Annotated in this window: 9 protein-coding genes; 4 read left to right on the top strand and 5 right to left on the bottom strand. The window is 63.7% G+C overall.

Translation table 11 applies throughout. The features are described 5' to 3' along the window. Positions 1-39: 39 nt before the first annotated feature. Positions 40-1,584 (bottom strand): sialidase family protein, encoded by a 1,545-nt coding sequence (locus WKV53_RS13145; RefSeq protein WP_341405061.1) that lies wholly within the window; start codon positions 1,582-1,584, stop codon positions 40-42. A 127-nt stretch (positions 1,585-1,711) separates the two neighbouring features. On the opposite strand from WKV53_RS13145, the gene WKV53_RS13140 reads away from it, so the two are divergent. Both WKV53_RS13140 and WKV53_RS13135 read left to right on the top strand, forming a co-directional pair. Then, positions 1,712-3,325 (top strand): GDSL-type esterase/lipase family protein, encoded by a 1,614-nt coding sequence (locus WKV53_RS13140; RefSeq protein ID WP_341405060.1) that lies wholly within the window; start codon positions 1,712-1,714, stop codon positions 3,323-3,325. 104 nt (positions 3,326-3,429) lie between these two features. Then, a complete protein-coding gene (locus tag WKV53_RS13135) occupies positions 3,430-4,512 on the top strand; it encodes a substrate-binding domain-containing protein (protein ID WP_341405059.1) in 1,083 nt (360 codons plus the stop codon). Positions 4,513-4,779: 267 nt separating this feature from the next. Here the strand turns inward: WKV53_RS13135 and WKV53_RS13130 are convergent, their stop codons facing one another. From WKV53_RS13130 to WKV53_RS13115, 4 genes are all read right to left on the bottom strand, one after another. After that, positions 4,780-8,358, bottom strand: coding sequence for a beta strand repeat-containing protein (locus WKV53_RS13130; protein ID WP_341405058.1), 3,579 nt, complete (start codon positions 8,356-8,358; stop codon positions 4,780-4,782). Positions 8,359-8,459: 101 nt separating this feature from the next. Continuing rightward, a complete protein-coding gene (locus WKV53_RS13125) occupies positions 8,460-9,098 on the bottom strand; it encodes a YdcF family protein (RefSeq protein ID WP_341405057.1) in 639 nt (212 codons plus the stop codon). Between the two features lie 197 nt (positions 9,099-9,295). Continuing rightward, positions 9,296-12,745 carry an exo-alpha-sialidase gene (locus WKV53_RS13120; protein WP_341405056.1) on the bottom strand — a complete coding sequence of 1,150 codons (3,450 nt, stop codon included), beginning with the start codon at positions 12,743-12,745 and terminating at the stop codon, positions 9,296-9,298. Positions 12,746-12,888: 143 nt separating this feature from the next. Further along, positions 12,889-13,668, bottom strand: coding sequence for a hypothetical protein (locus tag WKV53_RS13115; RefSeq protein ID WP_341405055.1), 780 nt, complete (start codon positions 13,666-13,668; stop codon positions 12,889-12,891). Positions 13,669-13,846: 178 nt separating this feature from the next. On the opposite strand from WKV53_RS13115, the gene WKV53_RS13110 reads away from it, so the two are divergent. Further along, positions 13,847-15,025: a sialate O-acetylesterase gene (locus tag WKV53_RS13110; protein WP_341405054.1), complete on the top strand. Its 1,179-nt coding sequence runs from the start codon at positions 13,847-13,849 to the stop codon at positions 15,023-15,025. 85 nt (positions 15,026-15,110) lie between these two features. Then, the gene (locus WKV53_RS13105; RefSeq protein WP_341405053.1) at positions 15,111-17,060 is read left to right on the top strand and encodes an exo-alpha-sialidase; all 1,950 of its coding nucleotides are present in this window, start codon (positions 15,111-15,113) and stop codon (positions 17,058-17,060) included. Positions 17,061-17,270: the final 210 nt, after the last annotated feature.

The following is a 17,270-nucleotide window of genomic DNA, read 5'->3' as shown; positions in this document are numbered from 1 at the left end:
CGGCGACTGGTAGGGTGAGCCAACCGGATCGTTGCAAGTTCATGGCCGCACAATGTCTGCGAGTGGGACCTTCATGAAGATCATGTCCGCCACCGAGGATTCGAAGAGAATGCCCACCGTCGAGTCATCCACCATCACCAGCGAAGAGTAGCCGTATCCGGTCCCGTCATCCAGCAGCACCCGCTGCTCCGCAGGCCAGGTCTTCCCGCCATCAAGACTCGCCTGGATCGTCAGGTTCCGCCGCTTCTCCTTGTCGCGCGGATTCGAGAACAGCAGCACCGTCCGCCCATCCGGCAGGCGATGCGAGATCAAGCTCGCCATGCACACCGGCTCCGGCAGCGCCCCATGATCCGCCGGATGAATTTCCCACGTCTTTCCCAAGTCGCGCGTCACCGACACCGCACGCCCGTTCGTCTCCCCCTTGTCCGTTAGATTCCGATTGTCCCGCATCGAAAAGACCAGCGACCCATCGCCCGCCTCCGCCACCGCACACTCCGTCGTGTCGTGGCGCGCCGGCGGCGAGACGAACCACGTCTTCCCATGATCCTTGCTGGAAATCACATTCGAGAACGGCAGCCCGCTTTCGTCCCTCCCCTGCGTCGGCATCACCAGCGTCCCATCGCGCATCGTGATCCCATTCCCCGGAGCCGGGGCAAATAGCCACCACTCGGGCCGCTTGAGCGCACTTGTTAGATTCACCGGCTCGCTCCACGTCACCCCGTTGTCATCGGAGTGCACGCACATGAATTGGCTCGTCTCCTCAATCCCCAGCCCCGGCTCCGAACCCTTGCCCCTCCACTGATGCGTCCCCGGCCGCCCATGCGTCCACAGCGAGGAAACGAAAACCCGGCCGCCATTCGCATCCACCAGGATGTTCGCATCGGAGCACCCGTTCTCACGCTGCGGCTTCCCTCCATACTCGCCCATGTCCAGCACCGGCCGCGGCACCGACCAAGTCTTCCCACCATCGGTCGAGCGCGATAGCCCGATGTCCATGTGCCCCTGCAAATCATGCGCACTCTCATAGCGCATGTCATAAATCGCCAGCAGCGAGCCATCCTTCGCACGCGCCAGCCCGGGAATCCGGAACGTATCGCATCCATGTTCACCCTTGCGATGAATCCGATAGGCCACCCGCGAAGGCTGGAAATCCGCCGGCTTCTCCACCCGCTCCACAGTGCCATCCTCAAACTCGATCGACTCCACGCGAACGCCGATCCGATGACTCGGATCCACACCCGGCCGGGTCTTCACCATCAGCCGGTAGCCGTAGTGATTGGCCATCGGCCGCCGCTCCATCCTCGACGTCATCCTCGCCTCAAAACCAATCGATCCCGCGATCAATTCATCGCCCTTGATCCCCACAAGCTTCATCCTCACCCCCGCGATATCTCCCAAATCCGTCGTCCCCTCGCTGGTCAGCTGCACCGACTTCACCACCCGCGGCACAGCCGTCTCATACTCATACTCCGCCACCAGCGACTCCGTCCCATCATTGAACACCGGCACCACCGCGCGCGACACCTTGATCCCGGCGTGCACGTGAACACCTAGCATGAAAAGGACAGTGAAAATTCGGGACATTTCTAGCTCAATACATAAAGCTCACCGATCCGCCTACGCCTCGGCAAGCTTTCCAATCTGGTTTGCCCTGCCAACCAGCGGGAAGATTGCTAGAAAGCACCCCCTGCCCACGTTCCCGTCAGTCCCGATGAAACGCCTGCTCGCCGCCCTCCTCCTGCTTCCCGCCCTGCTCCGCGCCGCGGAGCCACGGATCCTCTTCCTCGGCGACAGCATCACTTACGACGGCCGCTGGACCACACTCGTCGAGTCCGCCCTGCGATCCACGGAGGAGTTCAAGAACGCTGACATCGTCAATATGGGCCTCCCCAGCGAGACCGTCTCCGGCCTCTCCGAGGAAGGCCACGCCGGCGGCAAGTTCCCCCGCCCGGACCTTCACGAGCGACTCGGCCGCATCCTCCCGGCCTTCAAGCCCACGCTCGTCATCGCCTGCTACGGCATGAATGACGGCATCTACCTGCCACCCGATCCCGCCCGCGAAGCTGCCTACCAGAAAGGGATCGCTCGCCTGAAGGACGACGCCACAAAGACAGGCGCCCGCGTGATCTTCCTCACCCCGCCACTCTATCAAGCGGACAAGCCCTCATCAGACCCGGCGCGCTACGATGCCGCTCTGGGCCGCTTCGCCGGATGGCTCGCTTCGCAAAAATCACAAGGCTGGGAAACCATCGACATCCGCCCCGCCCTGCGTGCCTCCATCACCGCCGCGAAGCAGAAAGATCCCGCCTTCACCTACGCCGCCGATGACATCCATCCCGGCGACCAAGGCCACCATTTCATCGCCGAAGCCACCTGCGCCAGCCTCTGGCCGCTCCTTAAAATTCCCGGCAAACCGGAGTTCGCCGAAGGCAATGCCTTCCGTGTCCTGAAAGAACGACAGGACCTGTTGAAGCACGCTTGGCTCAGCGCCACCAAACACGAACGCCCCGGCATCCCCGAAGGCCAGCCCCTGCAGACCGCCAATGCCCTCGCGGAAACACTGCTCAAAGATTATCAAGCCCTCTCCTCTACAAAGCTCTCCGATTGGAACGGCTATCAACGCCTCGATTTCCAGCTCGCCGGCCGACCCGCTCTCCTCGTCCGCCCGAAGACACCGGCTCACGGCAACCCCTGGATCTGGCGCACCGAGTTCTTCGGCCATGAACCACAGGGAGACGTCGGCCTGTTAGAGAACGGCTTTCACGTCGCTTACATTGACGTGCAGAATCTCTACGGTGCCCCCGTCGCCTTGGAAGCCATGGACCACCTCCACGCCTTCCTGACCAAGTATTATTCCCTCTCAAAAAAGACCACCCTCGAAGGCTTCAGCCGCGGCGGCCTCTTCGCCTTCAATTGGGCCGCACTCCATCCCGACCAGACCGCCGCGCTCTACGTCGATGCCCCCGTCTGCGACTTCAAGAGCTGGCCCGGCGGCAAAGGCCTCGCTCCCGGCTCTCCCGAAGACTGGCAGCGCCTCATCAAGGTCTACAACTTCCCCGACGAAGCCGCCGCCCTCGCCTGGAAAGGCAATCCCGTCGACAACCTCGCCCCCATCGCCAAGGCCCGCATTCCCATCCTCGCCGTCATCGGCGACGCCGACGAAGCCGTGCCCATCAGCGAGAACATCGACCTCGTCGAAAAGCGCTACCAAGACCTCGGCGGCCACATCGAAGTCATCCGCAAGCCCGGCGGCAAACACCACCCCCACAGCCTCCCCGACCCCAAGCCCATCGTCGACTTCGTGCTAAAGGCCGTCTCGCCATAGAAACTGGGAGCGCGGGATTCATCCCGCCCGAAGCCGCGCCAAGTGGTCGCCCCCACCCACCAGTCCAAACTTGCCCTCTCCCCCAATCAGGAAACACTCCCCCCATGACCAGCGCCCCGATGCCATCCCGCGGCAATCTCGTCGCCGAATGCGTGCGCGTCATGCACCTCCGCATCTCCGCCGGCGAATGGCCCCGCCTCCTCCCCGGTGAACGCCGCCTCGCCGAAACCCTCCAAGTCGGCCGCGATACCATCCGCCTCGCCCTCCAGCAGCTTGAGCGCGATGGCGTCCTAGCCCCCGCCGATGCCGGTGCCCGCCGCCGCGTCATCCATTCCGGCGGTGAAGCGGTGCGCGAAAAAAACCTCACCCTGAAGATCGGCGTGCTCGCCCACCGCCGTCTTGAGCTACTCCCACAGCCCATGCTGTTAGAGATCGATCAGGTGCGCGAGGCTCTCTCCAGCAAGGGCGCCTCCCTCGAGGTCTTCGCACCCGCTTGGTATGAGCAGAAGAATCCCGCCAAGCGACTCGAAGACTTCATCGGCGAGCACCCCTGCACCGCATGGATGCTCCTCCGCTCCAGCGCCGCCGTGCAAGGCTGGTTCATGAAGGCCCGCATCCCGGTCCTCATCCGCGGCTATCCGCATCCTGGCATCACGTTGCCCCACCTCGATATCGATTGGCAGGCCACCGCCCACCATGCCGCGGGCCAACTGTGGCGCATGGGCCACCGCCGCGTCGTCGTGCTCTCACCCGCCGAGACGCTCATGGGCGTCGAGGCCGCCGTCCGCGGCGTCGTCGAGCTCGGCGAACCCGGCTTCGAAGCCACGGCGCTCGTCGAAAACGGCACTTCCGGCGGCGTCGGCCGCGTTCTCGCCCGCGCGCTAAATTTCAAGAGCCCGCCCACCGCCATCATCGCCACCCGCCCGCGCCAGGCTGCCACCGCTCTCACCTGGCTCGCCAGCCAGGGCCTCCAAGTCCCACGCCACCTCAGCCTCATCTCCCTCGGCTGGGAACCCTTCCTCGATCACCTCGTCCCGGAAATCACCGGCTACCGCATCGATCCCGAAGCCGTCGCCAAGCTCGTCGTCCGCCGCCTCGAACGCATCGCCACCGGCGACCCCAATCCCGGCGGCAATGCCTGGATTACCCCGGAGACAGTCAAAGGCGCCTCAGTGGGAAAAGTATAGCCACTCCTTTACGACCGCGTAGCGGTCAAGGACGGTAGCCACGGGCTTCAGCCGTGGTTCAAACGCCGCCACCATGGTGTCGCGTAGCGACACCGGAACCCCACCAAGCCGCAACCGATTCACCAATCCACCTCACCCCGCGTGGACCGGTAACGCCACCTCCATGCGCAAAAACGCGCACCCCGTCTCCGGGATGCGCGTCTTTGGATTCGGCTGCGATGAAAGAGTTGTTAGACCTCGAACCCCTCACGCCTGCCGCTTGTCCGCTCACGGGACCTCGATCCGCAAGCGGGCAAAGAGTTTCCCACCAACAGCGAGCGACCGCGGAATGCTCACCGTCACCCGGTCCGTATTGGCACCATAGAAGTTGTTGTCCTCAGTGATCACCACCCCATTGACGCCGGCCTGTGCCGTCGTCCAACCACTGAGAGTCGAACCATACTCGGCGAAAGGATTGTAGCTCGCCGAATCATCCGTGCGACGGAAGACAAAGACCAGCTTCGTCGCATCCGCGCTCACCGTCGGCAGCAGCGCAGTGGAAGGCGAGTTCGATGGATCACCACCGATCACGAACTCAATCCCGTTCGGAATTCCATCCTTGTCCGAATCAACATTCGCACCCGCCCCCGCAATCCCATTCGCCGTCTCCCAAGCACCATACCCACCAGCACCGCCCGGCGTGTACGACAGTCGCAGTAGATTCCCGCTCGTCGTCACCGCCCAAGTGCCCGTGCCCGGGAAAGCCGTGGCATCCACCGTGATATCACCGGCATCCAGCCCGCTGATCCCACCCGTCGTCGTGGCCAGCGTGAAGGTCTTCGCCTCCTCCGTGAAGTTCACCAGCGACGAGGGCGTGATTACCACCACCGCAGGAGTAGCCCCCACCGCATTCACCGTGATCGAGCCCGCGTTGATCGTGTCGTAGCCACTTCCCGCGCCGCCATTCCAGTTCGAGATCTCCCACGCGATGTGCGAGCCATTCTCCAGCGAGATCCCCGCCGTCGAGCTGAGCATGCCCACGGAAGCACCAGGAGCAATCGTCCCCGCCACCGTCGCCGCCGCACCCAGTGTGCCCGTGCCACCCAGCGTGCCGGCAGCCTCCACCATCACCGGCGAGGCGGGCAAAGCCGTGTTCACCACCAGCTTGCCACTCCGCACCGTAGTACCACCGCTATAGGACTTCGTTCCCGTGTAGGTCACGACCTCACCCGCGGTGCCGGTCGTCAGCCCCACGAATACTTGCCCTGCCCCACTGATCGTGTTCCCCACCGCCAGCGCGTCGGTGCGGGAGAAAGTCAGCGTGCCCTCATTGGCCACGGTCGCATTCCCCAGCGTACCCGCCGCGCCCGCACCACCCTGGCTGACATCCGTATTCCCCGGCACGCCGCCAACCCGCACCGGCACTCCCGTCGGAATCGTGATCGTGCCCGTGAGCGTGTTCTCACCCGTGAGGATGAAGCCCGTCTGGCTGTTCGTCATCGTCCCCGCTACATCCTCAAAGGTCAGGCCGCCACCGCCTGAGATCACACCCTGCAGCTTCATGCTCCGCGGCGGCGTGCTGATGGACCGGTTGATGATCCGGTTATCCGGGCCCGCAAGCGTGATGTTGTTGGTAAAGCTCCAATTGCCCTCGATCTGCGCCAGCTTCCCGCTCGTGGTCGCATCGCCAAGTACGACGCTCCCCGTACCCATCGCCGTCGCACCATTCCGGATCGTCCGGAATTCCGACCCGCCCTTCACCGTCAGCGTTCCGGAAAAGCCCGCCCACGAATTCCCCTCCGCGAAGCCCGTCCCGCTGCCCGTGTAATTGAAAACCGTCCCCCCGCCATCGATCACGATGTTACCATCGCCACCCACCGTGCGGAGCCGCGCATTCGTCTTGTAGTCCAGCAGATCGCTCCGGTTGATCCGCAGCGTCGAACCCGAGAAGACACTCACCGCCCCGCTGCCGATCTCACCGCTCGTCGCACCATCGCCGAAGGTCAGCATGCCCTCATCCAGATACGTCGTGCCCGTGTAGCTCGTCGCCGCCGTCACTGTCGCACTGCCCGGACCCTGCTTTGTGAAGGTCCCACTGCCCGCCAGCGTACCCGTCCCGCCCAGCGTGTAGGCCTTCGTGTCATTCACGATCGTCACACCATTCGGACTCAGCGTGCCGGTCAAGGTCACCGCCCCGGTCGTAGCCGTGTCGTCAAAGAGCACCGCATCACCCGCCAGGAAAGTCGAAGCACTGCCACCCAGATCCCAATTCGCCGTGGCATTCACGTCCCACACCCCATTGCCACCCTTCCACGTCAGCGTGCCGCCCGTGTATTGTAGCTCGATGTTCGTATCCGCGACATTGTTCACCAGCGTGAACCGCGTTCCCGGTGCCAAAGAAAGATTCGCGAAGCCAGTGAACGTGCCCAGGTAGTCGATGATCGGAATCTTGTCCCCCGGATTCAGCCCCGATCCCGGAATCGCAGTGATCACATGCGGACCCGACACCGTAAGCGCATTAGCATCATTCAGCACGATCAGGTCGGAAGCCGAACCCACCCGGAAGGTCGAGGTCGAGCCCCCACCCAGCGTCAGCGACTTCACATAGCCCGTGCCCGGTGTCGCCACCACACCTGCCGCCACCGTCGCGCCGCTCTGCACCACCACCGGGCTGGTGCCCAGGTCACCGGCGATCCGCAGCGTCCCAGCCTCCACGATCGTCGCACCCGTCAGCGTCGAGGCACCACTCAGCACCAGCGTCCCCGCACCCTTCTTCGAAATCGTGCCACCGCCGGAGATCGCATTCGCCGCCGTAATCACCGCTCCGCTGCCATAGTTGAAAACAAGCGAGCCATTGTTGGTCACGCCGCTGCCGCCGATCAGGCCGGTCGCGCCGCCGTTGCCGGCTTGCAAGATCGCACCTGTATTGATGGTCGTCGCCCCCGTGCGTGTATTCGCCGCGGCCAATACCAGCGTGCCACCCGAGACTGTTAGATCAACGTCCGCCGCATTGGCACCTGCGGAAGCCGTCTGCTTGCCCACCACACCGGCCAGCGTCAGCGAACCCGCACCGCTCTTGGTCAGGGCAAGCCGCCGGATGTCCGTGTTGTTGCCCGCTGTGTGCGATAGCACCATGCCATTGAAGACCGTGTCCGTCGCCTGATTCACTTCCACCGTCGCCAGCACCGATCCACCCGCACCCGAGTCGCGTCGCAGCGAGCCATAGCCGGTCAGCGACGTGAGATGAATCGTCTGCCCGCCCCACACGCCGCTGTCGAGAATCACATCTTTTGCACTGGTCGCCGAAGCACCGGTATCGAGCGCGAAGGCCGTCCCCGCAGCCTGCGTGATCCCCGCCCGGCCCAGATACATGAAGCTGCCACCCACTGCGGCCGGAGTCGTCGCCGCATTGCCACCGCGCAGCGTTAGCGTGCCGGTGAAATTGAGCGCGTTCGCCGTGTTGAACGTGGTCATCCCCAGGTTCGCCGTGCCGTTGTTGATCGTCAGGTTTCCGCTGCCGGTCAGTGACGTGAAGTTCAGGCTGTTGTTCGCCGCACTCGTGGTGAGCGACAGACCGTTCGCACCCAGATTCATCGCACCCGCCGCCAGCGTGTTCGCGCCGCTGATGCTCACCGCACCGGAGGCCGCGCTGACATTCAGTCCGCCCCAGGTCAGGTTCGCGCCGAGCGTGTTGGTCAGCGTGCTCGCGGCATTCCACGTCGCCGTGTCCGCGGCTACTGCCGGCGTGCCATCCACCCAGGCACCCGCGACGTTCAGGTTATCGGTGGTGGCACTGCGAAGGTCCTGGCCATGACTGGCACCTGTGGCGACCGCGGCGAAAAGAAGGGCATACGATGTTCTGTCCATGGGGCTTTACTAGGTTCGACGCGGCCACGCTCATCCCGCACGAGCCTCACAACAACGCCCCTCAAGTGGTCGGTATCACCAACCAGTTCACCCCGCCCACCTCAACGCAATTGCCCCGTGAATCCCGCATCAACCAACACCCGGAAAGCATCCATCACCTCCTCCGGCACTTCCTGAACCGAGGCAAATCCAAGCGCCGGATAATCCAGGATCCGCTGGAAGTCCCCCGCCATCGCCGAAGTCACCAGCTCAGTCGTAAGCGTCCCCACACAATACTCCTCAAAACCCAATCCCGGCGAACTCGCCCGAAAGCTCACCCCCGGCCACTGCACATCCAGCGCCGCAATCGTCCGCCGCTCCATATACGGCTTCTGCACCACGATCGCATCGGACAGCACGATGCCCCTCGCCTCCAACAACTCCCGGCTAAAGCAAATATTCTCCCCCGTATTCGTCGCCCTGTTTTCGACAAGGATCACCTCCTCCGGCACCCCACACTCCCGCGCCACACCAGCCATCGCCTCCGCCTCCGTCTCTTTCCAATCCTGAGTCATCCGCCCCCGCGCACCCGAAAACAAAATCCACGGCGCGAGGCCACGATGAAACAACCCCGCCGCATGCTCCGCCACCCGCAGGTCATTGCTCCCAAAAACTAGAATCCCATCAGTCGGCAAGAGTTCATGATTCAACCGATGATAGTTCCAAAGAACCAAGGCTGCAGCGAGGTGATCAGGATGCATGCGATTGATGAAGACCATGACGAAGCGCGAAGCTCACTGGGAGCGCGGAGCCTCTGGCCCGCAGAAGCACCTGACACCTCCGCATCTCATTCCCCTCCGCCGAACCTGTCAACTCAGTGTCAGGCGTCAGCAGTCACGCCTCTTCACGCACTCCGATTGGTGATTGGAGGATTGATGATTGATGGTTCGCTCCCCTTTCACCTCACCACCCTCACCCGATAAAACTCCGCATCCTCCTCACCACTCGGCAACTCCACCCCCATCTCCCCACCCGTCGCCAACACCTCACCCAACCCCGACACCACGTCCCAAGAAAAAAGATCCACACTCCTCTCCACCGCATAGCTCCGCCCCGGCACACTCTTCCACCTCAATTCCCCACCCGCCTCAAACCCCGTCACCCCCAGCACCGACCCCGCATTCGCCGGACCAGTCCCCGCCTCATACTCATCCTTGTTAGAAAACCCATCCCGGTCGAAATCCAGCCCTGCATCGTTCACCGAAGCATTCAAGCCATACAGCAGCTCCCACGCATCCGGCATCCCGTCCCCATCGCCATCCACCGCCGGATTCATCAGCCACTCCGCCTCCACCCGCGCAAACGTGATCCGCGTGTAGTCATCCTTCTCAAACAAAACCCCCACCGAATGATCCGGCAAGATGCAGATCGAGGAATAAGCCGCCGCCCCCGCATAAAGCTGCCGCGACACCGGCCACGAAGCCCCGCCATCCGGCGAAACCCTTAGCGTGAAGTTACTCCGCGCCGAAGAACTCGCCGGATTTCCGAACAACACCAGCTCCCGCGGATCCCCGCGATGCACGCTCGTCCACTGGATCACACTCCCTTGGCAAACGGGATCCGGCACCGCCGCCAGGCGGAAGAGCGAACCCCAGCTCCCATCACGCATCGGCACCGCTCCACCCGGCGTGTAGCGAATCCACGCCCGCTGCCCATTCGAGCCGCTCGGCGTCCGCATCGAAAACAGCAACTGCCCGTCATCCAGCTCGCACACCGTATTCTCATTCGTCTGCGGCGACGAAGTCGGCACTCCCGATCCGAAGTCCCACGTCGCCCCATGATCTGAGCTAAAGACCGAGCAAACCCTCACAGTCCCGCTCTCATCCCGATACTGCGAGGGAAACACCAGCGTCCCGTCGCGCATCGCCAGTCCATGTCCCGGCCCTTGGAAGATCAGATGCCAGTTCACATTGTCCTTCACCGCCGCCGTCACATTGATCGGCGCCGACCAAGTCACCCCGCCATCTTCGCTCTTCACCAGCACATACTGACCGCTCTCCGTGGGCAGCGTCCCCGCACCCGAGCCATTGTAAGCATGATTCCCGAAGGACCACAGCGCCGCCACCCATAAGGTATCCGTCACCGGATCATGAAGGATGCACGGATCACCCACCCCGTTCCCCGATGAACCCGACACCGCGGCATCGAAGTCCATGATCACCCGCGAGGTCGTCCACGTCGCGCCCCCATCCGTGCTCCGGCTGTAGCCCACATCCACATTCGCCGGCAGGTCCGCCGAGCTGTCATATCGATGATCATACACCGCATGCATCACCCCATGCCCGTCACACACGATCCCCGGAATCCGGAACGTGTTGATCCCCAAATCCCCGCTCTTCACCACATCCGTGAACTGCGGCACCAGCCCCAGCGTCACCACTCCCACAGGATCCGCATTCACCGGAACAGTGCTCCCTTGGCCCGCCACCGTCACACTCGTCACCGAGGCATCCAGCGAACTGCCCAAAGGCACATACCGCTGCGGAATGATAGCCACCTGAAAACGATGGCTCCCCTCCGCCAAACTCGCCGACACCGGAAACACCAGCGCATCACTCCCCGGCGCATCCACGCTCCCAAGTACGACACCCGTAGTCGCATTCACAATCGCCACCGATGACACCTTCTCCCGCGTCCCCGCCGCCAGCTGCACTCGCACCTCTTGCAGCGTCGTCACCGCAGGCGTGTTGATCTCCATCCCCAGCAACTCGTTCCTCCCAAAACGCGGAATCTCCCGCGGCGTCTGGCTCACCGAAATCGAAAGCGGCGGCCCCGTCAGCGTGCCCCAGCGCGCATCCCAGTCCGCCTTGAGCTCCGCCACCTCGCCCGCGCCCAGCACACTCGAAAACACCGCCACCTCCGCAATATCTGCCTTCAATCTCATGAAGGGCGAACCACCATTCGCCCCCAGGATCAGCCCGCCCAGATTCGTCACCTGGCTATCCGTCACCGTCGCTGTTAGAGCACCGTTGACCCAGTGACCCACCGTCGTCCCGCCGCTCCCGTTCGGCATGAAGGTGAACACATGCTGCTGCCACACCCCCGTTTGCCGCGCTGTCGTGTTCGTCTCCGTTCCATTCCACGATCCCGTGGAAGTCGTCACCCCCGCCTGCCACTGCCCGGACCGCACCTCCGCACGCGTCCTTCCAGTGCCCGTCGTCCCGTCGAAGAGAAATCCGTCCGCCGCATCCGTCACCCGGCACAGCGCCGCCACGCTCCGCGCCCCGGTCAGCGCACCGAATTCCGTCGTCGCATTCGCCCACAGGTCATTCGTCCCATCGAAGCGCATCACCTGCCGCGCCTGCCCGTTGCCCGCCGTCACCGCGCGGCGAAATGTCTGCCCCGCCACCCGCCGCGTCAGGTCCCGCACCGCACCGCCATTGTGAATGTCCGCCCAGCGATTCACCGCATCCGCACTGTCGAAAGCCATCCCATTGTCCGCCACAAACCACGCATGAACGTTCGCCCACGCCGGCAGCGGCTTCGTCGGCAGGGCATCCATCCCGATCACCTCCGCCGCCATCCGCTCACCTAACAGAATCTGGCTCTCCGCATCATAGTGCACACTCTGCCCATCCTGATTCTGCAGCGTGAGCCCCGTCGATTCCGCATACCCGATGTCCGCCCGGCTGTTCGCCAGCGCCAGCTGCGCGCTCCTCGTCGTATCACGGCTCGTCCCCGCCCCACCGATCTCACCAAACACACCCGTCAGCGACGCCGCCCCTGCCAAGTCCGCCTTCAAATTCACTAGCAGCTCACTGAACCGCGTCCCCGCCTCGCTCGCCTCCGTCGTGCTGTTGCTCTCCCCCTGCACATACAGCAACCCCGCAATCCGGTGCGCATGATACCCGCTCGGCAAACTCGCCACCGCCGCACTCACCGTCGCGACCACATGGTCATACATGTGATGATCCGCCGCGCTCTTCTGCCAAAAGCTATTCCCACCACCACCCCGCGCCGCCTTCACGATCGCAAAGTGCCGGTAGCCCGCATTCCACAGCATCCGCGCAAATCCCACCTCCGGTCCCCAGTGATCGTCATTGCCCGCATACACCCCGCCCGTCTGCGCGCCCACCACCGTCCACCCATCCGATTTGCCCAGCGCCGCATCCCCCGCAGCCGTGCCGTCACTACGATTGTCCCAGTAGAAAGGCACGCCACCCGCCTGCTCCGCCGGATGCGTCCCCACCGCCCCGAAGCGCATGCTCAAGTCAGTCGTCCCAAGCGTCCCCAGCGAATTCGACTGCCCCGTCAGCACGAAGATCTTCAGCGTCTCATCCTCCGGCACCACCTCGGCGTTCGCGAGGGTCAGCAGACAAGCCAGCAGCAGGAAGCGGAGAAACAACATTCCCCACCGTCACTCCCCGCACCCGCGATTTCAGCCCCCCTTCACTGGTTCGGTGAACCAACCAGTCAGCTCCAGGAAACAATCAAGCCGCACGGGCGACCCCACCCGTGCGACCCAATAAACTACCCACGAAAAGAAAGATCTCACCCCCGCCGGCGCCGCAACAACACCAGCACTCCGAACGCCCCCAGCACCGCACAACCCGGCTCCGGCACGATCGCCACATCCAGCGCCACATTGTCAAACAGCGCAAACGGCGTCCCCGCCACATTCGTCGTCCGCCCCAACGCCAGCATGAAGCTATCCGTCCCAAGCAGCGAAGTGCTCGTCCAGCTCGCCGTATAAGTCCGGTCGCTATTATAGCCACCAGCCCCACCCTGCGCCACGAAGCCAAGCCGCAAGGTATCGTCCGCGGCATTGCTATCGCTCAGGATCTGCGCCGAAAAAGTCGCCGGCGCCGTGATCGCTCCATTCGACCCGGTCGTGAAATTGAACACCTTCCCCGCCGACACGAATTCCACATAAGCATTCACGTCATTCGCCGCCGTGCTCGTCTGCGACGACGCGAAGAACGTCAGCGTGAACACATAGCTCTCCCCTTCACCCAGAGCCGCCACACCCGAGAAGCTCCCCGTCGTCGCGATCTGTTGATAGGTATTGCCAGTGGTCAGAGCACTGATCCATCCATGCGTCGTCTCACCCGACCCGGCGCCACCCGGATTGAAAAGGCGCGACTCGTTCGTGTTCACCGTGGTGCCCGCCGAGTCCGAATAGCTCCAGGTATTCTGCACCGTGAAGCTCGCCGCGGTGGGATTCACCGTGGTGCTGCCGAAGTTCTCGGAGAAAATAACGGCCGCATTCGCGGATGTCGCCGCGGTGCCGAGCGCGATCAAGGCCAGGGTGGAGAGTCGGAGCTGCATCATAGAGGGAGAGATTCGGGATGTTCCGTCGCGACCAGTAGCCGCTCGCCCCCGTGCAGCACCAACTTGCTCCCGCGGTCTGACCGACCAACCAGTTTCAGAACCCGCCCCGCCGGTCGGGAAACCCGGCCGCAGGATCAGGATGGCCGCCCCTGCCGAAAACGTCTTGGATTCCACCACGATGAAATGCATCCGCCTCGCCCTCATTACCATCCTCACCGGATGGCCCATCGCGGGAGCATTGGATCTCGGACGCCCCTTCGCTTCCCATATGGTGCTGCCGATGAATAGCGAGGTCCCCGTATGGGGAACCTCATCACCCGGCACCGCCGTCGAACTCTCCTTCAATGGCAACTCCTTTCAAACGACTGCCACCAAATCCGGCTCATGGCGCATCACCCTGCCCCCGCTGAAGCCCTCCGCGAAACCCGCGACGATAACCATCCGGAGCGACGGCCAGCAACTTAAGCTCGATGACCTCCTCATCGGCCGCGTCTTCCTCTGCTCCGGCCAATCGAACATGGACTTCCAACTCAGCCGCGCCATCGGCGGCCCGGAAGAAGCCAAACAAGCCGGCAAGTATTCCTCCATCCGCCTCTGCAATCTCACCGGCGCTCCCACCGACTCCCGCACCTACGACGTCACCACCCTCGCCCGCCTCAACAACCGTGACCACTTCACCGGCACCTGGGAGCGAGCCACCGAAACATCCGCCTCTTCGTTCTCCGCCATCGCCTGGTGGACCGGCAAGATGATCCACGCACGCGACGGCATCCCCATCGGCCTCGTCGAAAACGCCATCGGCGGCTCCGGCACTGAAGCCTGGCTCCCCCGCAATCTCCTCTCCGCGCAACGAGCCTACGCGGAACTGTTAGACAAAGGCTGGCTGTCCTCCCCGCGGATCAGCCCATGGGCCCGCGCCCGCGCCAAACAAAACCTCGGCAAACACCCCGAAGCCAACCACCCCTTCAAGCCCGGCTTCCTCTTCGAGTCCGGCATCCGCCCCTGGTGCGGCTTCCCCTTCGATAGCGTCCTCTGGTATCAAGGCGAAACCAATGCCGAGATCGCCGACAATGCTTGGAATGAAAAACTCATCACCGACCTCATCACCGGTTGGCGAAAGGAACTCGGCGAAGCCAAGCTCCCCTTCTACCTCATCCAGCTGCCCCGCATCGGCGGCCACGAACCCATCCGCCAATACTGGCCCGAGTATCGACAGATCCAGGCCGATGTCGCCCGCAAGCTCCCCGCCGTCCACCTCATCGTAACCCAGGACCTCGGCTGGGACAGCTCCGACGTCCACCCGCCGGACAAGCTCCCCGTCGCCAAGCGCCTCGCCGAAGCAATCCCACCGAAATAACCTCGGCAACCGGTCCCCCCAACCAACCAGCAAGCGACCCCATGCCCCGGACGTAACCTCTTCCAGCATGCTTTCTGTGACCCGAATGACCAAAGCCCTTCATCTCCTTCTTCGTAGCGGAACGATTACGTACACCGTCCTCGCCCTCTCCTCCGCCGAATCCTTCGAGTCTCTCCCCGCCGGCCCGTTGAAGGAAGCACGCACTTCCATCGGCACCTGGTCTGCCGATACCGGCAACGCCCAAATCCAACCAGGCCACGCCAAGACCGGCCAGCAATGCCTCCGCCTCGCCGGCGAAGGCGAACGCACCGCCACCCTTACCCTAACAGAGCCCGCCGCCAAAGGCACCGCCCTCACCTTCCACGCCGAACGCTGGACCAAACGCGACCCCTTCCGCTTCCGCATCGACGCGAAGGAACGCGACAGCTGGAAAGAGATCAAAAACGCCGACGACACCCTCACCGGCGCCTTCAAGACCGAAGTCCGCCTCGACCTTCCCACCGGCACCAGCGAACTCCGCTTCCGCGTCACAGCCGACACTGGAGTGATGATCGACGACGTCACCCTCCATCAACCCGGCCCCGCCCGCGCCGTGCTGGTGGAAACCGTCCAACCCGTCTGCCCCGCCTTCATCCGCGAGGACTACAATCCCGTCCTCGGCTTCCGCATCGTCGTCGAAGGCAGCGAAGGCACCGTGAAACTCGAAGGCCTCGAACTTGGCTTCACCGGCACCACCGATCTAACAGACATCACCTCGTTTCGCATCGTCACCGGCACCGCCGACCCATCCGCCGATCCCGGCACCACCATCGCCGAGGGCAAAAAGGCCGAAGGGAAACTCTCTCTAACAACCAAGCACGAGCTCGCCTCCGGCGAACACTGGTTCTGGATCTCACCGACTCTTAAAGAAACCGCCTCCCTCGACCATCGCATCGATGCCTCCCTCTTCCGCATCAAAGCCGGCGGCAAGGTGCTGGAACCCGCACAACCCTCCCCCGATGGCACCCAGCGTATCGGCTACGCCGTCCGCCTCCCCGGCGACGATCACTCGAAGTCCTACCGCATCCCCGGCCTCGTCCGCACCAAATCCGGCACCCTCGTCGCCGTCTACGACATCCGCTACGACAGCTCCGGCGACCTCCCCGCAAACATCGACGTCGGCGTCTCCCGCAGCATCGATCGCGGCCAGACGTGGGAACCCATGCGCGTCGCCATCGACATGGGCGACGACCCGAAGCACGGCCACGACGGCGTCGGCGACCCCGCCATCCTCTTCGACCCTTCTAACAACCGCCTCTGGATCGCCGCCCTCTGGAGCCACGGCAATCGCGCATGGGGCGGCTCCGGCCCCGGCATGACGCCGGACGAAACCGGCCAACTCGTCCTCGTCCACAGCGACGACGACGGCAAGACCTGGTCGAAGCCAACAAACATCACCACCCAGGTAAAAGACCCCACCCTGCGCCTCTTCTTCAATGGCCCCGGCGCAGGCATCGCCCTGAAAGACGGCACCCTCGCCTTCGCCGCCCAATACCGCGCCGCTGATGGCAAGCCATGGTCCACCATGATCTCCTCAAAGGACCACGGCGAAACCTGGCAAGCCGGCACCGGCGTGAAAAGCGACACCACCGAGTCCCAACTCGCCCAGCTCGCCGACGGCTCCATCATGATCAACTGCCGCGACAACCGCGGCGGCTCCCGCACCATCGCCACCACTCGCGACCTCGGTAAAACCTGGACCCCTCACCCCACCGACCGCCAAGCCCTCCGCGAACCCGTCTGCATGGCCAGCCTGTTAGAGTGGAAGGACGCATTGTGGTTCTCAAACCCGGACGCCACCGACACCCGACGCGCCATGACCCTCAAGCGCTCCACCGACCAAGGCCTCACCTGGCCCGAAAAGGACGCCCGCCTCTACGACTCCCGCAATGGCTTCGGCTACTCCTGCCTCGCCCCCATCGATGACTCCCACCTCGGCGTTATCTACGAAGGCAAGAGCACCATGTACTTCCTCCGCCTCCCCACCACGGAGTGACCATAAGGAGTGTCGACATTCTGTCGACACGGCGCGGACGCAAGTCCGCACCCTCCCACTGGGAGCGCGGGATTCATCCCGCCCGAATGCCCCCCACGCCGGCCTCCATGCGCCAGCAAGGTGGTCCGCACACTCCGTGTGCGGCAACCGAAGCACCTGAGCACTCCGCTCTCCCCCTTCACGCCCGCATCGCCCTCCCCCGGGACCGTC

Origin of the sequence: Luteolibacter sp. Y139 (assembly GCF_038066715.1) — a bacterium.
GTDB lineage: Bacteria > Verrucomicrobiota > Verrucomicrobiia > Verrucomicrobiales > Akkermansiaceae > Haloferula > Haloferula soli.
Note: the sequence above shows the minus strand (reverse complement) of the source record. Positions and strands in the feature narration are given on the sequence as shown.